This window comes from Pectobacterium wasabiae CFBP 3304 (genome assembly GCF_001742185.1).
GTDB classification, from domain to species: Bacteria; Pseudomonadota; Gammaproteobacteria; order Enterobacterales; family Enterobacteriaceae; genus Pectobacterium; species Pectobacterium wasabiae.
In genome coordinates this window covers 673,858-694,761 of sequence record NZ_CP015750.1, presented here as the reverse complement: position 1 = coordinate 694,761, position 20,904 = coordinate 673,858, and the positions used below count along the sequence as shown (strand labels likewise).

Sequence of the window (20,904 nt, the reverse complement as noted above, 5' to 3'; positions counted from 1 at the left end):
ATTATCACTACTCTTCCGCCAGAAACAGCTCCAGCAGGGAATTTAGAAACAGTTTGCCGTGTTCGGTGATTTGCCAGTGCGTGGCGGTTTCCGTCAGGTAGCCTTGTGCCAATGCCTGATCCAATTGCGGACGAATGCTGCGCTCTTCCAGACCGGTATAGGCCGTGAAATCCGTGCGTGGGGCGGCTTCCAGCAGGCGAAAGCGGTTCATGAAAAATTCAAAAGGCCGATCGTCGTTGGCAACATCGTGTTGTTTATCCAGATACGTGCCCTGCATGTAGCCACGCGGATGGCGGACTTTTACCGTGCGCAGAATGCGACCGTCGCTGAAGGTCAGCTTGCCGTGCGCTCCGCAGCCAATCCCCAAATAATCACCGAAGCGCCAGTAGTTCAGGTTGTGCTGGCACTGGTAGCCCGGTTTGGCATAGGCGGAGGTTTCATACTGCTGGTAACCGGCGGCGCTCAGTAGTGCGTGACCCTGCTCGTAGATGTCCCACAGCGCATCGTCGTCCGGTAGCGTTGGCGGGCGTGAGCTAAACAGCGTATTGGGTTCGATGGTCAACTGATACCACGATAAATGCGGCGGGTTGAGCGCAATGGCCTGACGCAGGTCGTCCAGCGCTTCGTCCAACGACTGATCCGGCAGGCCGTGCATCAGGTCCAGATTAAAGCTGCGTAATCCCAGACCTGTCGCTAGCTGTGCCGCGCGTTTGGCCTCGTCGGGGCCGTGAATACGACCAAGGCGCGTCAACTTTTGTGCATCGAAACTCTGCACGCCGATGGAGATACGATTAATCCCCGCGCGCTGATAACCGCTGAAGCGATCGGCTTCAACCGTACCGGGGTTGGCTTCCATCGTAATTTCGGCATCCGGTGTTAACGGCATTCTTGCCCGAACGCCGTCGAGCAGTGCCTGCATCGCTTCCGCGCTTAGCAGACTAGGCGTGCCGCCGCCGATAAAAATCGAGTGCAGTGCGCGGCCGCCCGCCAGTGGCAAATCAGCATCTAGATCCGCCAGCAGGTGATCGACATATTCCTGATGCGGCACATCGCCTTTTAGTGCATGCGAGTTGAAGTCGCAATACGGGCATTTCTGTACGCACCACGGAATATGAATGTACAGGCTGAGCGGAGGAAGCTTAAGCATTGCGTAGCGTATCCAACAGCAGGCGTAATGCCTGACCACGATGGGACTGCGCGTTTTTCTCTTCACGCGTTAATTCTGCCGCCGTTTTACCCAGCTCTGGCACGAAGAAGATGGGATCATAGCCAAAGCCACCGCCGCCCACTGCTTCATGCGTCAGCACACCTTGCCAACTGCCGTGGCAGACAATCGGTGTCGGGTCGTCAGCGTGGCGCAGATACACCAGCACGCAGTGGAAACTGGCGCGACGCTGCTCATCCGGCACGTCTTTTAATGTCAGCAGCAGTTTATCCAGATTTTGCTGGTCGCTGGCCTCCGCGCCCGCGTAGCGTGCCGAGTAAATCCCCGGAGCACCGCCCAGTGCATCGACAGCTAGCCCTGAATCATCGGCAATGGCCGGTAGCCCTGTGATTTTCGCCGCATGACGTGCTTTCAGGATGGCGTTTTCGATGAAGGTCAGGCCGGTTTCTTCGGCAGAATCCACGCCCAGCTCGGTTTGAGCCACGATGTCCAGACCAAAATCGACCAGCAAGCTGGCGAGCTCGCGCACTTTACCGGGGTTTCCGGTAGCCAAAACCACTTTTTGCATCGTCTTGTCCTGCGTATTTATTCAATGAATTCCGCGACGTCAGCCGGGATGTGTTGCGGATGAGTAATTCTAATCTGTTTATGCCGCCCAAGTTCGCCTTTTTCAATCACGACCAGACTCTTGGCGACCCGAAACTGTTTGGCGAGGAATTTGGTCAGATGGGCATTGGCCTGTCCATCAACCGGCGGGGCGGTGATGGCGACTTTCAGTTCGTCGCCATGCAAACCCACGATCTGATCGCGGCTGGCTTTCGGCTGAATATACAGCCGAATCACCAGCGCGTCACCGTGGCGGGTAATCGCACTCACAGTAAAGACCACAGCCCAGGAAACAACGCCAAATTCAGGGAGGTAAAGAGATCAATAGTGAGACTTTTCAGCAAATAAAGGATCAGAATGACAACCATTGCTGAGAAATCAATCCCCCCCATGGCGGGGAGTATCCGGCGGATCGGCGCCATCAGTGGTTCGGTTAATTGGTGCAACAGATATTCGACCGGGCTACGACCCTGGCTGACCCAGCTCATAATGGAACGAATGATTATCACCCAGAAAATGAGATGGCCGATAGATTTTGCTAGCGCAAATACAGAGATTAAAATAAGAGTCAAATTTACTGGGATTGCGCCAAGATAAACCAGTATGAATAATTTAAAGGCTATCACCACAAAGGCGAGTACCAGTGAGGCGCTGTCAATTGGCCCCAGCGACGGCAGAATACGACGCAGCGGGCCGACAGCCGGCTGAGTGATCTTGACGACAAACTGCGACAACGGGTTATAGAAATCACTGCGTGACCACTGCATCCAGATGCGAAGTAATAACACCATAACGGGGATATCAAGCAGGGTAATCAGAAAAGTCAGGGTGAGCATAAGTACGTCTTTTCCTTAATAAGATAAAGAATCGCGGGCACGCTTTTGATTAAAAAAGCGTTTCCATTTCTTGTGCGCGAGCAATCGCCGCCTGCATGGCCTCAGCCACGGTTTGCGTCAACTGCTGTTCGTTAAATACCCGTAGCGCTTCTGCCGTGGTGCCCCCTTTGGAGGTGACATTTTCCCGCAGGGTCGACAGCGGCGTATCGGGATTGGCTTCAACCAATGCCGCAGCGCCCGACGCAGCCTGTTGCACCAGCAGGCGAGCGGTTTCTTGATCGAACCCCTGACGAATAGCTTCCTGCTGCATCGCTTCCATAAACAGGAAGAAATAGGCTGGTGCGCTGCCCGCCGCGGCGATCACACCGTTAATGCCGGCTTCGCTATCCACCCAGCAAATTTTACCGACGCTCTGCATCAGTTGTGCGGTGAAATCTTTATCTGCCTGGCTGACAGAAGCGGGGGCATACATTCCGCTCATCCCTTTCCCGACCAGAGACGGCGTATTTGGCATTATTCGCACGATATTCAGTGGCTCACCCAACAGCGCCTGAAAACGGGTGATGCTGATTCCTGCCGCGATTGAGAGCACCAGCTTACCGGTGAAGTTGACTTGCTTACCCAGTGGTTCACACACTGTCGCCATCATCTGTGGTTTGACGGCAAGAACAATGACGTCCGCTTCCTGTGCACAGCGCACGTTATCCGCGCTGCTGATGACGCCATATTGTGCAGCCAGCGCATCGCGGTTTTTACCCGAAGGTGCGCAGACGCTGATATGTTGAGCGGGGTAACCGCCGTTGACCAATCCGGCGATAATGGCCTGTGCCATGTTCCCGGCACCAATAAACGCTATTTTACGTTGCTGCATCTGCATCCTCGTTGCTCACCTATTTGTCAAAGATGACGTGCCTCTGCGGCTTATACGCTTTTGGCTGACTGTTTATTTATGCGCTTTTTGCTGAATAGTCCCGTGCGCCAAAGATTGCCGTACCGATACGCACCAGCGTGCTGCCGGCAGTAATCGCGGCGCGCATGTCATCCGTCATCCCCATAGAGAGTGTATCAATATGCGGATAATTTACTGACAATGTTTGGAGCAGCGCGGCCATTTGTTTGAAAACAGCAAGCTGCTGTTCATAATCGGTTTCCGGTGCCGGAATCGCCATCAGACCGCGCAGACGCAGGTTAGGCAAAACCGCGACGCTGGCGGCCAGATCTGCGAGTTCAGCCACCATAATGCCGGATTTACTCGGTTCACTGCTGATATTAATCTGCAACAGAATATTTAGCGGTGGCAAGGTGGTCGGGCGTTGTTCACTCAGGCGCTGCGCGATACGCAGGCGATCCACCGTGTGGAACCAGTCAAAATTCTCGGCCACTAGCCGACTCTTGTTTGACTGTAACGGGCCGATAAAGTGCCATTCCAACGGCGTGTCCGGATGATTTTCCTGGAAATAATGAACCTTCTCCACGCCTTCCTGAACGTAGTTCTCGCCAAACGCGCGTTGTCCTGCCGCAATGGCTTCTTCGATCGCGCTCACAGGTTTGGTTTTACTGACTGCAAGTAGCGTAATGTCTTCTGGTGACCGCGCGCAATGCTGTGCGGCGGTGGCGATTTGTTGCCGGATGTCCTGTAGATTCTGCTGGATTGTCGTCATGGTTATTCAGGAGGTTAATCTATGGAATTGGATGAGTGGGTGGCGCGTAGTGTAAAACATAATGCCTCTGATCTGCACCTTTGTAGCGGGCACCCTCCAGTGTTACGTGTGGACGGGCGGCTACAGCCTGAAAATACCTTACCACGTTTAACGCCGGAACAGGTGGCACAATGGTGTGATGCCTGGCTTGAACCGGTTCAGAGAGAGCAATTGCGGCAGATTGGGCAAGTGGACGGCGCGTTAATGTTGCCTGATGGGCAACGCCTGCGGGTAAATGTGTTTCACCAGCGGGAAGGGCTGTCTGTCGCGCTGCGTATTATCCCGTTTGTTCAACCTTCATTGGATGAATTACAGGCCCCACCCGTCCTTGCGACGCTGCTGGAGAAACCAAATGGGCTGATCTTGATTACCGGTGCGACGGGCAGCGGTAAATCTACGACGCTGGCGGCAATGGTCGGGGCGTTAAATGACAGCAGCGATCGCCACGTGATCACGTTGGAAGATCCGATCGAATTTATTCATACCAGCCGACGCTGCCTGATCCAACAGCGCGAGATCGGTGCACACAGCGTGTCTTTTGCGCAGGCGCTACGGGCGGCATTAAGGGAGGATCCCGATGTGATTCTGCTGGGCGAACTGCGCGATACGGAGACGATTCGGTTGGCGTTGACCGCGGCGGAAACCGGCCATCTGGTACTGTCAACGCTGCATACACGTCGTGCATCGCAGGCTGTTGATCGGTTGATTGATGTCTTCCCCGGTGAAGAGAAAGCGTATGTTCGCAGCCAGTTAGCCACCTGTTTGCAGGCCGTGGTGACGCAAAAACTGTTGCCTGCAGCGCAAGGTGGCCGAATCGCGCTGTATGAAGTGCTGACGGCCACCGCGGCAGTCAGCAACCTGATTCGTGAGGGGAAAACGCACCAGCTTCCCGGCCTGATGCAAACCGGAGCTGCTGCGGGAATGCAAACATTCGAGCAAAGCGACCAGCAGCGCCGCCGGGATGGGCTTATTTCACACAGTTGCGCCCTTGCCGTTTAGCGGAATAAAGGTTTTCATCGGCTAGCTGAATCCAGCCCTCAACGGAGGCAAACTCAGGTCGGTAGGCAGCAATCCCTGCGCTGATCGTAAAATGCAGGCTCTGGCGATCGTATTCCAGCGTATGTTGCTCGATCGCTTTACGAATACGCTCGATCGTCATCACCGCCGTTTGGTAGGAGACATCTTTTAACAGAATGATGAACTCCTCACCACCAAGGCGGGCGACCAGATCCTCCTGACGTAATGACATACGCATCAACATCGCCAGTTCTTTGAGGACGGCATCGCCAGCCAGATGGCCATATTTGTCATTAATGTTTTTGAAGGAATCGATATCAATAATGGCCAGGCAACTTTTATCTGCGTGCTGATTTTGCTGTATGAGTTGGAAAAAAGCACTGGCCTGCTCGAAGAAACTGCTGCGATTGGGCAAGCCGGTAAGAAAATCATGCCCCGCGTTAAAGCGGAGAGAGGCTTCTACCTGTGCGCGCTCATCTTCCAGCGAACGGGCGTGAATAATGATACCGAGCGTTTTCACCAACGGAGCCAGTAGTTCGATCATCGTTTGATCGTAACCGTTCCGACGGTTAGCCAGTGCGATCATTCCGATCGCTTTGCCGTCGTGGGTGATAGGAATGCCAAGTAGGGAATACAGCGCTGGATGGATGGGCGGAAGGTCCCGGCCAGCCTTTTGCCTCAATAGGTTATTGGCACAAACCACCGTGTTGTGGGTTACAACATGGCCAAACAGGTTATCAAGTTTACGCAGCCTCAGGCCGCCGTGGGTTCTACGCTGGTGTCTGTACCAGGTCAGAGTTTCTTCATCCCAGGCAAGGTTGGAAATCGCAGGCAGGTAGAGCGATTGGCCGTTTTCATCTTCCTGCAATGTGGCGATAAAACCGAAGCTGCTGTTCGTCACGTCAAGCAGTCGCTCAAAGACTTTATCGCAGGCTGAAGGCAGATTATGGTCGAGCAGAAAACTGTCATGGACTGACAGCAGAATATCGAGAATGATACCTTGCTGATGGGTTTTTTTTTCGGTTTCGACGTTTTGCGTGATGTTGTGAGCATACTTAATGATTTTTCTCACATTGCCTTCACTATCCATGATTGGACTGTAGGTTGCCTGTATCCAGAATGAATGATTGTCCTTACCCAATCGGTGGAAGCGTCCGCTAATGGGGTGGCCTCGATGCAAGGTCTCCCAGAATGTCTGATAGTCGGCTTGTTCGGTATAAAGGGGTTCGCAGAGTGATTTGTGGTGCAGGCCGAGAATTTCCTTTTCTTCATAGCCTGTCAGCATCAGATAGTGTTTATTGACGTGGGTGATATAGCCGTCTTTATCAAATTCGATTACGCCTTGCGCATTTTCAATCGCATCCAACTGTGCCCGATGTTCTGACATCAGACGCTTTTCCTGAGTAATATCAAGCGCCAGTTTTATTACGCCAATACGGCGGCCGGAATGATCCATAATGGGGGTATAAGCGGCGTGTAGCCAAATAATGTCCCCTTTTTGATTTTTCCGTTGGAATTCTCCCGCATTAATATTTCCTTTAATCACATCGTGCCAGAAATGATCGTGTTTTTGGCGCAATCCTTCTGGCAGGAAAAATGTGTGATTTTTCTGAATAATATCTTCTTTTTTATAGCCCAGTATTTTACAAAAAAGAGGATTGGCTTCAACCAGTTTCCCAGCCAGATCAAACTCGGCGATGGCATAAACGGAATTGAGCGCATGCAGTTTGGCTTCATTGTCAAACCTGGTAATCAAATCAACATCAACTGACTGATTATTCATGTTTATATTTGCCTATGTTCTTTCTGTCTTTACCCTTGATTCGCTGTTGCCAGAGGCATTCGTTTATCACAATGCCGCCTGCGGTGTTATCGGAAGTCCTTTTTTTACGCGAAAAGCAATGGGTCGAATTAATAAAATAGCGTGCTATTAATTATATTAATAAATATTTTATTGGAATATAATTAATGGCCTGAAACGCACGACATCTATCACCAATAAGGTGTTTATCTCATTGTCTTTTTATTCAATGCATTGACGCGATTGTTCTAGTCGTTTTTACGCTGAAACCCTATTTATACGCTTATGTGTAAAAACAGAGAATAGCGGCAAAAAAATAATACTCAAATTATCTGAAAGTATATATATGAAGTATGTGCAGGAAGAGGGTTCCTGCCGCTTCTCATTATTTATTCGGTGCTGTACGGCGTCAGTAGAGCGCGGCACCAATTCTTAGAATGCTGGTGGTCAGCGTGGGGCTGACCACGGGTGGTGTAAATGCATCAGTAGATTAGGAAAGTCGAGGTTCTACCTGAAACAGTGCCATAGACCGCATGAGCTGTTGCGACTGTTGTTCCAACGACTGCGTGGTGGCGGATGAGGCTTTGACGAGCTGTGCGTTGTGCTGAGCAACCTTGTCGATCTGCGTAAAGGCAACATTCACTTGCTCAATACCGCGATGTTGTTCTTGCGTGGCGGTAGAAATGTCTCGCATCAGTTGCGTAATACGGATGATTTCGTCGGTCACTTCATCCATGGTTTCGCCTGCTTTAGAGGCTAATTCAAGCCCTTCGGACACGCGAGTTTGTGAATCTACAATCAGCGAACGGATCTCTTTCGCGGCCTGTGCGCTGTGCTGTGCCAGATTACGCACTTCTCCGGCGACAACGGCAAAGCCTCTGCCTTGTTCGCCTGCGCGGGCGGATTCGACGGAGGCGTTCAGCGCCAGAATGTTGGTTTGGAACGCGATGCCGTCAATGACGCTGAGGATGTCATTGATGCGCTTGGCGCTGGTGGCGATCTCCTGCATTTTTTCAATAACATAACAGACCGATTCATTGCTGCGGCTGCTGGTGTTTGAGACATTATTGGCGAGTTGATGCGCAAGCTCGGCATGATCGGCATTGAGCTTCACTGTGGCACTCAACTGCTCCATGCTCGCCGCTGTTTGCTCCAGTGCGGCAACGGACTCTTCGGTGCGCTGGGAAAGCTGGGCATTTTCTTCAAACAGTTCGCGGCTGCCCAAGTCGATTTGCGTGCTGGCATCGCGCACCTGGCTAACCGATTCCAGCAGCGCACTCTGCATGCGGCCGATGGCGTCGTTGAGCCGACCCAGCTCGTTGTTTCCCCCTTGCATCAGGCGGTGCGTCAAGTTGCCGGCGGCGACCCGCTCCAACTGCGCAATGGCGTAATCCAGCGGTTTGAGCAGCATGTGCCGCAGCGTGACCCAGGCTAATGCGACCAGCGTGATGGATAACAGGCTAGCAATCGCAATGAGCAACAGCATCATGCGTTCATTATATTCAGACTGCGTCAAACCCTGTTCGGAAAGCTGTTGGGCATACTAACGGAAATTTTGGATCGACACATCAAAGGCTTCACTCAGTGGGCCGAGCTGTTTTTCCAGTACGTCATAATATTCGTCGGTATACTGCTTTTGCAGCGCGCTCAGCATCGGGGTCATACCCTGCTGAAAATAGGCTTGATAGGTTTTCAACACCTCCTGTGCCAGTGCTTGCCGTTTTGGATCGGCATCGACCGATTTGATCGCACGTTCAATGTCTTCCTGGGATTGACGGAGATGCTTCTCTACGCTGGCGGTTTCCCGTGCTCCGTCATCCAGCAGCCCGATTTCAATTTTTCTGACGGCGAGCGTTGCCGAAGCGCGGGCGCTGAGCGTTTGGTTATAACCGCTCATCAGGTTGCCTAACTCAATCCCCTGAATTTGATTTTGTGCAGCCAGGGTTTCCCTGTCTTTCTTAATGGCGACCACGCCCATACTACTGACGATAAGCAGCAACAGGGTTGTTAACAGCAATAACGTTAATAAGCCGGTGCGAATAGAAATATTTTTCAACCCCATGGTGTCTTTTTCCTTACTCCGCCCTCGTGGGTGATAGCCCACGCTAGATATGGTGTGTAACAAAAGAGAATACGTTATCTGTGTTGCAGTGAGATAAAAGTAAAAAGATATGGCTGACGTAAAAAGGTTGGGTAAGCAGAGCACCACCAACCAATCTCTTGTAACCCAAAGGGTATAAATAATTAGCTGTAGTGTTTGTGCCTGGTTTATTATCTATCAATAGCATTGGTTTTTCAGGGGCGTACCCAATACGCCTGTCAATGATACCCAGAGGTATCCGAGGTTTATGTGCAGTTAACAAGTTTCACGGATTATGGTTTGCGGGCGCTGATTTATATGGCGTCACTGCCGAGTGGGAAAATGACCAGCATTTCGGAGGTAACGGAAGTGTATGGCGTGTCTCGTAATCATATGGTCAAAATTATCAATCAACTTAGCCGTGCTGGGTTGGTGATGGCCGTGCGCGGTAAAAACGGCGGTATCCGCCTTGGAAAACCGGCAGAAACAATCCGAATTGGCGATGTTGTGCGCGAGTTGGAGCCGCTCACGTTGGTTAACTGTAGCCATGAGTTTTGCCACATTACGCCAGCCTGTCGCTTGAAACAGGTGCTCCAACAGGCGGTACAAAATTTTCTGCATGAGCTGGATCAATACACGCTGGCTGATATGGTCAAAGAAAACCCGCCGCTTTATAAATTATTGTTGGTTGAATGAATTTTGTTCAGCCTCCTGCTGATGACAACGGAGGAACCGCAATGTCACAAGATCCATTCTTGGAACGAGAAGCAGAAAAATACGAATCCCCTATCCCTAGCCGTGAATATATTTTGGCGCACATCGCCAAGCGCGATACCCCGATCGGTCGGGAAGAATTGGCCGCCGACCTGCAATTAACCGGAGAAGAAGCCCTCGAAGCGCTGCGCCGCCGTTTGCGTGCCATGGAGCGCGATGGTCAGCTTATTTTTACCCGCCGCCAATGCTATGCGTTGCCGGAAAAGCTCGATCTCTTGCGTGGTACGGTGATCGGCCACCGCGATGGCTTCGGCTTCCTGCGTGTGGAAGGCCGCAAAGACGATCTTTATCTGTCGGCTGAAGAGATGAAACGGGCGATTCACGGCGATGTTGTGCTGGCGCAGCCGCTGGGTGCGGATCGTAAAGGACGCCGCGAAGGGCGTATTGTACGTGTGCTAGAGCCGCGTACCGGACAAATTGTCGGCCGCTATTTTGTCGATGCCGGTGTCGGGTTCGTCGTACCGGATGATAGCCGGCTGAGCTTCGATATTCTGATCCCGAAAGAAGAAATTAACGGCGCTCGCATGGGCTTCGTGGTTGTAGTTGAGCTGACGCAACGCGCAACGCGCCGCACGAAAGCGGTCGGTAAGATCGTTGAGATCCTCGGTGACAACATGGGCACCGGGCTGGCGGTGGATATTGCCCTGCGTACCCATGATATTCCGCACACCTGGCCGCCTAAAGTCGAGGAGCAGGTGAAGGATCTTTCCGAAGACGTGCCGGAAGCGGCGAAGAAAGGTCGTGTGGATCTGCGTAAGCTGCCGCTGGTCACGATTGACGGCGAAGATGCCCGCGATTTTGATGACGCCGTATACTGTGAACAGAAACGTGGCGGCGGCTGGCGTTTGTGGGTCGCAATTGCGGACGTGAGCTATTACGTGCGGCCGAATACGGCGCTTGACCATGAAGCGCGGGCGCGTGGTACATCGGTGTACTTCCCGTCGCAGGTCGTGCCGATGCTGCCGGAAGTGCTGTCGAACGGGCTGTGTTCGCTTAACCCACAGGTTGATCGCCTGTGTATGGTCTGTGAAATGACTGTCTCGGCGCAGGGCAAGCTGTCGTCCTACAAATTCTATGAAGCGGTGATGAGTTCACACGCGCGTCTGACCTACACCAAAGTGTGGAACATTCTGCAAGGCGATGCCGAGCTGCGTGAGCACTACAAACCTTTGGTTGGTGGGCTGGAAGAGCTACACCACATGTATAAAGCGTTGGAACACGCGCGTGAAGTACGTGGTGGCATCGCGTTTGAGACCGAAGAAGCGAAGTTTATTTTCAACGCCGAACGCCGTATCGACCGTGTGGAAGCCGTAGTGCGTAATGACGCACACAAGCTAATCGAAGAATGCATGATTCTGGCGAATATCTCCGCCGCAAGATTTGTGGAGAAAAACGAAGAGCCTGCGTTGTTCCGCGTACACGATCAGCCGAGCGAAGACCATGTATTAGCCCTGCGTAGCGTGCTGGGCGAACTGGGGCTGACGCTGAAAGGCGGAATGAAGCCACAGCCGAAAGACTACGCGGAATTGATGAACGAAGTGGCGGAGCGTCCCGATCGGGAAATGCTGCAAACCATGCTGCTGCGTTCAATGAAACAGGCGATTTATGATCCGGAAAACCGCGGTCACTTCGGGCTGGCCTTGACGTCTTACGGCCACTTCACGTCGCCAATTCGTCGTTATCCTGATCTGTCGTTGCACCGTGCGATTAAGTATCTGTTGAGCGATCGTCATGAGCGTTGGACGTCAACGGGCGGTTGGCATAGCGATATTAATGAGATGCTACAGTTGGGCATGCACTGCTCGATGACAGAGCGCCGTGCGGATGAAGCCACTCGCGACGTTGCGGACTGGCTGAAATGCGACTTTATGCAGGATCATGTGGGTGAAGTCTTTACGGGGATTATCGCCAGTGTGACCGGTTTTGGCTTCTTTGTGCGCCTGAAAGATCTGTTTATCGATGGGCTGGTACACGTTTCTACGCTGGATAATGACTACTACCGTTACGATAATATCGGTCAGCGACTGATCGGTGAATCGCGCGGGCAGGTTTATCGTCTGGGTGATGAAGTAGAAATCCGCGTTGAAGCTGTGCATATGGACGAACGCAACATTGATTTCGCCTTGGTTTCCAGTACTCGCAAGGTGCGCGGCGAAGGTAAAACCGCACGTGACCGGACGAAGAAACCAGAGTCGCGTGAGGCGAAGCCAAGTCGACGTCGTCGTAGCCCAAGCAAAGCCGCCGCAAACTTTGAACCGGATGCTGCATTCCGCAAAGAAGGCGATCGCAGCGCGACGGCGGATAAACCCAAAGTGAAGCCGAAGAAGAACCGCGATAAAGCGAAAAAGAACGCAGAAAAAACGCGTAAAATTGCCGCCGCGACCAAGGCTAAACGCGCGAAGAAAAAGTCTGCGGAGTAAGGTTAGTTAACCTGCTCCTCCTCGATGAAGAGGAGCAGGGGAAACCTCTATCTCTAATGAACAGGTTCTGCCTGTTATGGTTAATTTGAAGAGTATTAATGAGCGAAATTATTTACGGTATCCACGCAGTTAAGGCACTGCTTGAGCGCGATCCACAGCGTTTTCTGGAAGTCTTTGTTCTGAAAGGGCGCGACGATCGCCGTCTTCAGCCCGTGATTGCCGAGCTGGAAGCGCAAGGTATCGTCATTCAAGTGGCGAGTCGTCAATGGCTGGATAAACAGGCTGAAGACGCGGTGCATCAGGGGATCGTAGCGAAGGTCAAAGAAGGGCGGAAATATCAGGAAAACGATCTGCCTGCGATGTTAGACCATCTGGAAACGCCTTTCCTGCTGATATTGGATGGCGTAACCGATCCACATAACCTGGGTGCGTGCCTGCGTAATGCAGATGGTGCTGGTGTACATGCGGTGATTGTCCCGCGCGATCGTTCTGCGCAGTTGAATGCGACGGTGAAGAAGGTAGCCTGTGGTGCGGCGGAAACGGTGCCAGTCATCAGCGTGACTAATCTGGCTCGAACGATGCGCCTGCTGCAAGAGCGCAATATCTGGATCGTTGGCACGGCGGGTGAAGCGGATCATACGCTGTACCAAAGTAAACTGACCGGGCCGTTGGCGCTGGTGATGGGCGCGGAAGGGGAAGGCATGCGTCGTCTGACCCGTGAGCACTGTGATGAGTTGATCAGCATCCCGATGGCAGGCAGCGTGTCTTCACTGAATGTGTCTGTTGCTACTGGTGTGTGTTTGTTTGAAGCAGTTCGCCAACGCGTCTAATCGGAGCGGTGGATGATAGCAGAGAGGTGCCCTAGGGCACCTCTCTGTCGTTGGGATTATGCTGCCGATGTCAGCCTGCGAACGTCTTGCTGTGAAGGATGTAAAAGCCGGAAGACGGAAACGGCATCGGAAAGCATGAGTGCCTGTTGTTCCAGCGAGTGAGCGGCAGAAGAGGATTGCTCGACCAGCACGGTGTTTTGCTGTGTGTTCTGATCCATTTCTATGATTGCCTGACCGACCTGAGAAATACCGCGATGCTGCTCGTCAGAAGCGGTAGTAATGTCTTTCATGATGGCGTGAACCTGCGTCACGGACTCTACAATCCCCTCCATCGTTTTTCCTGCGCTGTTAACGAGTGCCGCACCGTTATTAATCTGCGAAACCGATTCGCCAATGAGCGTATCGATCTCTTTGGCGGCCTGCGCGCTGCGCTGTGCCAGATTGCGCACCTCACTGGCGACGACGGCAAAACCACGACCTTGTTCACCCGCTCTTGCAGCCTCTACCGCAGCATTGAGCGCCAGGATGTTAGTTTGGAACGCGATGCTGTTAATCATTGAGGTGATTTCAGCAATACGGTGGGAACTCTGTGCAATGCCGTGCATGGTATTCACGGCTTTAGAAACCTGCTCTCCCCCTGATTCGCGGTATCAGAGGCATCCATAACCAGCCGGTTGGCGTGATGGGCGTTATCAGCATTTTGTTTCACCGTTGACGTCAGTTGTTCCATACTGGCGGCAGTTTCTTCCAGTGCAGCGGCTTGCTGCGTGGTTCGGACGGAAAGATCGGAATTACCGGCGGTAATCTCCCCTGCGGCAGAGGAAATTTGATTCGCGCTGAGGCGAATTTTATCAATCATGCCGTGCAGGTTGCTGTTCATCTGCCCCATGGCTGAAATCAACTGGCCTAATTCATCGCGGCGCTCATTGTGAAGTTGTACCGTGAGATCGCCTTCTGCAATCGCGCGAGTGGCATGTAGCGCCTGGTGTAGTGGGCGAACGATCTGCCGTGAAATAACAATCGCCGTCGTCAGACCGAGTATGATGGCAATCAGCGTAATTACACCCAGTTGGATATCGCTGCTGATGACGTTACGGCCAGCGCGACTCTCTTCTGTGAAGTAAAGCTTATTGATATTTTCCTGCAACAGCGCCATCTGATCGTTCAATTCACTAAGCCGTTGTTGGCTGACATCCGGGCTCATGACTTGCTGGCGCTGGGTTAGATAGGCATTGAGTGACGTGCTGATATCCTGAATAGCGCTTTTATCTTCTGCTGGCCAGTGCCCCGTATCAATTTCCTTCAACAGTGCTGATAGCTCTCCGCTGATATTACCGATAGCGCTGTCATGTTGTTCCAGATACTGTGCTTTACGCTCCAGCGCATAGCCAAAGTTGCCTTCTCGGGCGACAACGGTCTTGTCATAAATGGCACCAAGGCGGCTAATGCGTTTTAACGATTGGTCGCTATTGTATAATCCATAAAAGCCAACCATGGAAAGAATCACTCCCATGATGAGCAATAAACCAAACCCTACCAATAACTTGCGTGTTACTGACAGATTTTGAAATGACATCCAGCGCAGCATAAACTTCTTCCTTTTTTTCATTAATTATTACCGTCATAGCAGGCCAATAACGGATTAGTTGTCGTTGTGTGTTGTGTAAAAAGGGCAGGTGATGAAAGTGAAAAAGGCTCCTATATTATTGATAAAAATACCTTATCCGTTATCGGCATTTCAGGCGCAATACTTATTCATTTTCTCAAACAATGTGAGGATATTCGTGTAGATACAACGGCTAGGGGGTAAAGCGCCACGCAGGGGATCCCGGCATTGCTTATCACGGAAAGTCATGTATAAACGCTTTGCTATGCATGAATCATCTATAATTCTCCATCCTTTCCCTTACCTATTGTGACGCGCCAACGTGTCTTATTTAAAAGGAATATCGCTATGCCTATTGTTACGTCGCTACTCGCTTTCGCGTCCTATTTCTTTATCGGGTTTGCCATGGTGCTGGCCTTTTTGTTTATTTACACCCGCGTTACGCCGCATGATGAATGGGCGCTGATTAAAGAGAACAACGGTACAGCCGCTATTGGGTTTGGTGGGGCGTTGATTGGCTATGTGATTCCACTTTCCAGTGCGGCGATTAATTCGGTGAGTCTGGTGGATTACATCACCTGGGGTGTGGTCGCGCTGGTGGTGCAACTATTGATTTATTTCGCTGTGCGCCTGTATATGCCGCGCCTCAGCCAACATATCCAGAATAACGATACTGCGTCCGGTGCCTTTCTCTGCGCCGCTTCGCTCAGCGGGGGCATTCTGAATGCGGCGTGTATGTCGTATTAATCTGTTTCTGCATGATGATACCGGGAATCTTCCCGGTATTTTTTTACAGCATGTCCCGACGATTCAGCGATACAGCACGGCGCGTACAGACCACAAACCGGGGAGCGTGGCGGCCTCGGATTTCAGTACAATCACATAATAATGTGCACCGGAGGCATCGGCTTTTTGCTGAATGGCACGATCGGCATCGTCTGCGTTCCCGCGTACGGTCGCGGAGATCGCCCCCACTTTTTCTAACTGGTTGGTTTGCGCGTAGCGAATTTCGAGCGCTTTCTCTGCAGGCGGTGGTGCTGCGACTGGTTTTCCTTGTATGAGCTGGCAACCGGACAGTATCAGTATTAAGGGTAAAAAAAGTATCCGTACGATGTTCATCGCTTCAGCCTGACAGGAATAGATAGCGGGAGTGTAGCACCGTTACAAAATCTACGATAAAGGCTTAATTTTGGTTGACCAGATTATTATTAATTGCTTATTTTAATTTGTTCATGGGCATGAGAACGGGAATAAACGATCAGATTTTTGTAATCATTTACTTGGATGGAGTAGGGCATGGGAATTGCCACTTGTCAGATCAAGGAACTCACCTTAAGTGCTCGTTCGGTAGAGGCAATCGAACAAATCAACACACTAGTTGATAGTGCAAACCGACTAGCATTCGCTGTTTCAACAACCCCTCCTTACAGTATTTTCAGCGATCCACGTAGTGCTAAAGATGTCACTTATAATGTTAGCGATTATGATTGGGAACTTTACGGTCAAGCGATGGCTGGTATACCGAATATTCTCAGGCATAAATTGGATCAGGTAGTAGAGCCAATGGCGTGGTCTTCCGTAGGAGGAGAGTCAGAGTTCTGGAAGTGTGTCTATGCATCGTACAATAAGTAGGTTTATCTTTTTCTTCTTTATTGCTGGCTATATACATGCTGCCGAACCTTCACTACACGAATTAGATTCGATCTATCAGCAGTGCCGTGAGCGGGGGAAGGATAGGCCTGTCGCGCTGCCGTCTGAAAACGACTGGTTCTGGACGTTAAACAACGATGATAAAGCCACCGCGCTTGTTTATTTGAATGAACAGGCGATGAATAGTTGTACCGGCAGTGAGGTGGATAAACTGGCGATAAAAGCATTCCATTTGGCGGTGGAAGGCGAGCGGAATTTCCTGGATTCGCTCATTGCGGCGCGGACAACGACGTTGAAGCCCTTGCAGCAGCAATGGATAGCCTCGCATCGCGATGAACTTAATCGACTCGGCAAACAGCCGGCTTTACAGGTGCCGTTTAGCTTATCCCAATACTTTAAGGCCATTTCCGAGAAAAAATAACGGGCAGGCAATCGATGCCCGCCCGTGAGTTGAGGTTAGCGCGAGGCGGTGACCAGCGTGAAATCTTCACCTTTGAAGACTTTTACCGGATTGCCGCGTTCTATCTGATGGTGGAACAGACGCCGCTGTGCGCGTAGTTCAGCGTGCTGTTGTTGCTGTAACGTCTCCAGGCGATAGGCGATGAGATAACAGGCCAGACGCTTGTTAGCGTGCTGACTGCGTTCACTCTGCACCTTTACCGTGATACCGCTGGCAACATGGGTGGCGCGGACGGCAGACTCAGTTTTATTCACATGTTGTCCGCCGGGGCCGGAGGATTTGGTGGTTTCAAAACGAATCTCGTTATCGGCAAATGCCTGTTCCTGATGAAAGCGTGCGACGCCGATAAACCAGTTCTTGCGTCCGCCACCTTTACGCCACGGACTATTGCACGTCCATTGAAGCGTACCGCACCAACTGGCAGCCAGCGGTTCTGCCTGCTCACCGTTTAGCAGAACCAGTGCGGAACGTAGCGTGCCGGAACGTTTCCCTGCTTCGGTTTCGATGATTTCAGATTCGATGCCTTGTCGTGCGGCATCGCGAATCAGAGCTTGCAACGCTTTTGCCGTTGCCAGCATGCATTCGTCCGGTCCCTGTGCGGCGGAAAGTTGAAGCAATATCATTTATCCTCCCCGCGCGTTTTGTAGGTGAGCACCGGTTTCAGGCGAGCAATCAGTGTAATTAATCCTGCCTGCTGCATCGCACCGATCACGCTGTCTATCGGTTTGTAGGCTTCTGGTGCTTCCTGAAAAATAAGTTGCCTGTCCTGACAAATCACACGGCTGCCGAAACGCGTACGCGCCAGTTGCTGGACGCTATAACGTGAAGACAGTCGATCCTTACACTCCGTGCGCATCCACTTTCTGCCTGCGCCATGAGCCAGTGAATACAGGCTGTCGGCATGAGATATAGGTTGCACGATATAGCTGTAGTCGCCGCGTGAACCGGGGATGATAACCGGGCCGCAGTCGGCGGGTGTCGCGCCTTTGCGGTGCAGCCAGCCGGAAATGCCCTCAATCGTCGTCGATGTCACCAGATTGTGGTTCACGTCCAGTGCGGCATCGCCTTCCGTATGCCAACGTTCCAGCATTCGTTGCGCGATCAGCCGCCGGTTGTTGGTGGCAAACGTCAGTGCAAACTGATGCTGTTCCAGATAAGACTCTGCGGCAGGCGTATTGGCTTCAAGACCCTGATGACCGAACTCCCGCACGTGGGCTTCTAATATGGTTTGCCCTAAGCCGCGTGAGCCGCTATGCACGAGCAACAGCAACTGTTTAGGATCAATGTGCAGAGCGTGCAGCGTATCGGGCTGATAAATTTCATCAAGCTGCTGCAATTCTGCAAAGTGGTTACCGCCGCCGATGGTGCCCAGCGAATAGCGGAAATCTGCCAGTTCGGGTGGAATATCGATATCGTCTTCCAGTGGCCCATCGATATTGCCAAGCCGTTTTTCCAGCTTATCCAGCGAAATTTTGTTGGCGTTCAGGCCAGTGCGCCATAGCGCCATGCCGCAGCCGATATCGTTTCCGACCAGAGCGGGGTAGAAGCGCCGTTGTGAAAAAAATGCAGCCCCAATCGGGTAACCGCGGCCTGGATGCAAATCTGGCATACCGGCCACGCGTACCATATCGGGAAGTTGTGATGTAATTTGAAGCTGTTGGATTGCTTTATCTTCAATCCAGGTATTTTCCGTCGCGATCACACTGACGCGCGCCGAAATAGAGCGAATAGCATTGCCCATAGATCATCCTGCTGATCAATTTAAAAATAGGGTAAGGCAGGCTACAGCTAGGGGGATAACGCAAAGCGGAAAAGAATGCGGTAATTAGACCCGAGATGTCCTGCAAAGAATCAGAGTAAGTGTTGTCATGATGTCGTCTCCTTTGTCAGTGGGGATGGGTGAAAAAAACGTCGGCATAATACTCAAGTAACGGCCATCGCGCAATACCCGCGATGGCCGCCTTCCTGAAACTCGAATGATTTAGGGTTAAATACGGAAGACGCTGACCAGTTCGCTGAGGTGGTGGCCTTTCTGACGCAAACTCTGCGCGGTATCTTCCGAGTTATTGACCAGAATGGCGTTTTCCTGTGTTGCCTGACCAATCTGTACAATGGCGATATTTACCTGGCTGATCCCTGCGGACTGCTCGCGTGAGGCGATATCAATATCGTTCACGATGGTGCTGACCTGTAGGATGCGGTTGCGCAAGTCGTCCATTACCGCCTGCGTTTTTTCTGAGAAATGGTAGCCCGCTTCGATTTTTTCCAGCGATTCATCAATCAAGGTTTCGATCTCTTTCACCGCAGTAGAACTGCGCTGTGCCAGTGCTCGCACTTCAGCAGCAACCACAGCGAAGCCTCTGCCGTGTTCGCCCGCGCGAGCGGCTTCTACCGCAGCATTAAGCGCCAGAATATTGGTCTGGAAAGCGATAGATTCGATCACTGTCGTTATATCGGCGATCCGCTGCGATGAGTTTTTAATGTCGCTCATTGTAGAAACCGAGTCAGTAACGGTCTGACTACCGTTGCGTGCTGCCGCTGCGCTGCGCTTTGCTCTGCCAGATCTTTGGCCGCAGAGACATTATCGGCGTTTTGTTTCACGCTGGCTGAGAGCTGTTCCATGCTGGCAGAGGTTTCTTCGACGCTGCTGGCCTGACGGGCAATCTGCTCACTGATGTTCTCGCTATCAGCAGCCAGCGCATCGGTGCTGGCGCTGATTTCCTCAGATGAGCTTCTTACCTGCGATACGATAGTCGTTAGCCCCTGTCCGATGCCGTTAATCGCATCGATCAGACGGCCGACTTCATCGCCACGGTTGCTGGAAAGCGTGGCCGTCAGGTTACCGGCAGAAAATTGTTCCGCCACTTTGACGATTTCGACCAGCGGCTGGCTCAGCCATTTGCGCGTCAGCACGACAAAGAATGCAGCGAAAAGCAGGACCAGAATAATGCCACCGCCCAAAAATAGGTTACGGGTGCGGTTAACCTCCGCCATCAGGCTTTCCTTACTGATGGTTCCCGCCACAATCCAGTTCCACTGTGGAATGCTGCGGTACACCATGATCCGGGTTTTTTCTTCGCCCGCCATCGTGTTGTTGTCGTATTCGATCGTGCCATTACCGGTTGTCAGCACTTTCTCTAGCGCACCTTCTGACCAGTCAGGGCGTTGGTTGGCATTGCTTTGGTGGTAAAGATAGTTACCTGCATCCTTTCCTTTTTTCGTGCTAAGGACAAAGAAATGGCCTGTCTCACCCATTTTCTTGTTCAGAATAGTTTGTTGCATCTCGGTAAATTGCTTTGTGATGTCGACGCCGACGAACAGAATACCGATGACCTTGTTCTCACTATCGCGTATTGGCTGATACTGGGTGATGTACTGTTTGCCGAACAGGGTTGCTAGCCCACTGTAGGTTTCACCTTTCATCACAAGTGCATAGGCTGGGCTTTCACGATCGAGTTGGGTGCCCATTGCGCGCGATCCATCTTCTTTCTTCAGTGAGGTGGTGATGCGCGTAAAATCCTCTCCATCGCGGACAAAAATCGTTGAGATTGCGTGAGTACGGCTCAGAAAGTCATCCGTCACCTCGGTGTTGAGGTTCAATACCGTATCGCCAGCCTTTAGTGTCGGCTGAGGTGTGTTGCCGAAAGGGGTACGGTTAACGGTATCCAGTGAAAACCGCGTCGGCAGAAAGCTCGCCAGCAGCCGCGTATAATTGCTAACTTCGGCTTGTAGGCTGGTATCGTACATGTTGATCATGTCGGTGACTCCATTCACCTGGCTCTGCATGTCATTGAGGGTCAACGATTTTAGTTGATTGCCTGCGGAGCGGGTAAGAGTGAGGGTGAAGGCAATGAACAATATCGCCACGCTCAGGGAGGCGATAATTGATAACTTGATACCCAAACCCCAGTGCTTAAAGGAAAGTCCCAACATATGTGTGTCTCTTATAATAAAAAGGT

General features: G+C 51.8%; 17 protein-coding genes and 3 pseudogenes. 7 read left to right on the top strand and 13 right to left on the bottom strand.

Going from position 1 to position 20,904, the window contains the following annotated elements:
* Positions 1–7: 7 nt before the first annotated feature.
* The 6 genes from hemW to A7983_RS03130 form a co-directional block, all read right to left on the bottom strand.
* Complete coding sequence (gene hemW, locus A7983_RS03155; RefSeq protein WP_005974851.1) at positions 8–1,147, bottom strand: radical SAM family heme chaperone HemW; 1,140 nt, start codon at positions 1,145–1,147, stop codon at positions 8–10.
* Positions 1,140–1,733 carry an RdgB/HAM1 family non-canonical purine NTP pyrophosphatase gene (rdgB, locus tag A7983_RS03150; protein WP_005974849.1) on the bottom strand — a complete coding sequence of 198 codons (594 nt, stop codon included), beginning with the start codon at positions 1,731–1,733 and terminating at the stop codon, positions 1,140–1,142. Before rdgB ends, hemW begins: the two co-directional genes overlap by 8 nt.
* A 17-nt stretch (positions 1,734–1,750) precedes the next feature.
* Positions 1,751–2,041: a DUF167 family protein YggU gene (yggU, locus tag A7983_RS03145; RefSeq protein ID WP_005974847.1), complete on the bottom strand. Its 291-nt coding sequence runs from the start codon at positions 2,039–2,041 to the stop codon at positions 1,751–1,753.
* Complete coding sequence (locus A7983_RS03140; RefSeq protein ID WP_005974844.1) at positions 2,038–2,607, bottom strand: YggT family protein; 570 nt, start codon at positions 2,605–2,607, stop codon at positions 2,038–2,040. The genes yggU and A7983_RS03140 overlap by 4 nt, the downstream gene beginning before the upstream one ends.
* 49 nt (positions 2,608–2,656) lie before the next feature.
* Positions 2,657–3,478 carry a pyrroline-5-carboxylate reductase gene (gene proC, locus A7983_RS03135; RefSeq protein ID WP_005974842.1) on the bottom strand — a complete coding sequence of 274 codons (822 nt, stop codon included), beginning with the start codon at positions 3,476–3,478 and terminating at the stop codon, positions 2,657–2,659.
* Positions 3,479–3,554: 76 nt separating this feature from the next.
* Positions 3,555–4,268: a YggS family pyridoxal phosphate-dependent enzyme gene (locus A7983_RS03130; protein WP_005974838.1), complete on the bottom strand. Its 714-nt coding sequence runs from the start codon at positions 4,266–4,268 to the stop codon at positions 3,555–3,557.
* A gap of 21 nt (positions 4,269–4,289) precedes the next feature.
* Here A7983_RS03130 and A7983_RS03125 point away from each other — a divergent pair, with 21 nt between their 5' ends.
* On the top strand, positions 4,290–5,306 hold the full coding sequence (locus A7983_RS03125; RefSeq protein WP_005974835.1) for a type IV pilus twitching motility protein PilT: 1,017 nt from the start codon (positions 4,290–4,292) through the stop codon (positions 5,304–5,306).
* On the opposite strand, the gene A7983_RS03120 is transcribed toward A7983_RS03125, so the two are convergent.
* Together A7983_RS03120 and A7983_RS03115 are read right to left on the bottom strand one after the other, a co-directional pair.
* Positions 5,275–7,107 (bottom strand): sensor domain-containing diguanylate cyclase, encoded by a 1,833-nt coding sequence (locus A7983_RS03120; protein WP_005974832.1) that lies wholly within the window; start codon positions 7,105–7,107, stop codon positions 5,275–5,277. The genes A7983_RS03125 and A7983_RS03120 overlap by 32 nt on opposite strands.
* A 508-nt stretch (positions 7,108–7,615) precedes the next feature.
* A pseudogene (locus A7983_RS03115) lies at positions 7,616–9,187 on the bottom strand (methyl-accepting chemotaxis protein).
* Positions 9,188–9,475: 288 nt separating this feature from the next.
* On the opposite strand from A7983_RS03115, the gene nsrR reads away from it, so the two are divergent.
* The 3 genes from nsrR to rlmB all read left to right on the top strand — a co-directional run bounded on the left by nsrR (position 9,476) and on the right by rlmB (position 13,229).
* A complete protein-coding gene (gene nsrR, locus A7983_RS03110; protein WP_005974824.1) occupies positions 9,476–9,901 on the top strand; it encodes a nitric oxide-sensing transcriptional repressor NsrR in 426 nt (141 codons plus the stop codon).
* A gap of 41 nt (positions 9,902–9,942) precedes the next feature.
* Complete coding sequence (gene rnr / locus A7983_RS03105; RefSeq protein ID WP_005974822.1) at positions 9,943–12,399, top strand: ribonuclease R; 2,457 nt, start codon at positions 9,943–9,945, stop codon at positions 12,397–12,399.
* A 98-nt stretch (positions 12,400–12,497) separates the two neighbouring features.
* Positions 12,498–13,229: a 23S rRNA (guanosine(2251)-2'-O)-methyltransferase RlmB gene (gene rlmB, locus A7983_RS03100; protein WP_005974820.1), complete on the top strand. Its 732-nt coding sequence runs from the start codon at positions 12,498–12,500 to the stop codon at positions 13,227–13,229.
* Between the two features lie 56 nt (positions 13,230–13,285).
* On the opposite strand, the pseudogene A7983_RS24720 reads toward rlmB, so the two are convergent.
* Positions 13,286–14,817 (bottom strand): annotated as a pseudogene (locus A7983_RS24720) (methyl-accepting chemotaxis protein).
* Positions 14,818–15,183: 366 nt separating this feature from the next.
* Between A7983_RS24720 and A7983_RS03090 the strand changes: the two are divergent.
* Complete coding sequence (locus A7983_RS03090) at positions 15,184–15,582, top strand: DUF350 domain-containing protein (RefSeq protein ID WP_005974816.1); 399 nt, start codon at positions 15,184–15,186, stop codon at positions 15,580–15,582.
* 63 nt (positions 15,583–15,645) lie between these two features.
* Here the strand turns inward: A7983_RS03090 and bsmA are convergent, their stop codons facing one another.
* Positions 15,646–15,954: a biofilm peroxide resistance protein BsmA gene (bsmA, locus tag A7983_RS03085; RefSeq protein ID WP_005974813.1), complete on the bottom strand. Its 309-nt coding sequence runs from the start codon at positions 15,952–15,954 to the stop codon at positions 15,646–15,648.
* Positions 15,955–16,131: 177 nt separating this feature from the next.
* Here bsmA and A7983_RS03080 point away from each other — a divergent pair, with 177 nt between their 5' ends.
* Both A7983_RS03080 and A7983_RS03075 read left to right on the top strand, forming a co-directional pair.
* Positions 16,132–16,467, top strand: coding sequence for a hypothetical protein (locus A7983_RS03080; RefSeq protein WP_005974810.1), 336 nt, complete (start codon positions 16,132–16,134; stop codon positions 16,465–16,467).
* Positions 16,448–16,906: a hypothetical protein gene (locus A7983_RS03075; RefSeq protein WP_005974807.1), complete on the top strand. Its 459-nt coding sequence runs from the start codon at positions 16,448–16,450 to the stop codon at positions 16,904–16,906. Before A7983_RS03080 ends, A7983_RS03075 begins: the two co-directional genes overlap by 20 nt.
* 35 nt (positions 16,907–16,941) lie before the next feature.
* On the opposite strand, the gene prfH is transcribed toward A7983_RS03075, so the two are convergent.
* The 3 genes and pseudogenes from prfH to A7983_RS03060 form a co-directional block, all read right to left on the bottom strand.
* A complete protein-coding gene (gene prfH / locus A7983_RS03070) occupies positions 16,942–17,568 on the bottom strand; it encodes a peptide chain release factor H (RefSeq protein ID WP_005974804.1) in 627 nt (208 codons plus the stop codon).
* Entirely contained in the window at positions 17,565–18,686 is a 1,122-nt protein-coding gene (locus A7983_RS03065; protein WP_005974802.1) for an RNA ligase RtcB family protein, read from the bottom strand. The genes prfH and A7983_RS03065 overlap by 4 nt, the downstream gene beginning before the upstream one ends.
* A 246-nt stretch (positions 18,687–18,932) precedes the next feature.
* Positions 18,933–20,878: pseudogene (locus A7983_RS03060) on the bottom strand (methyl-accepting chemotaxis protein).
* Between the last annotated feature and the right edge of the window lie 26 nt (positions 20,879–20,904).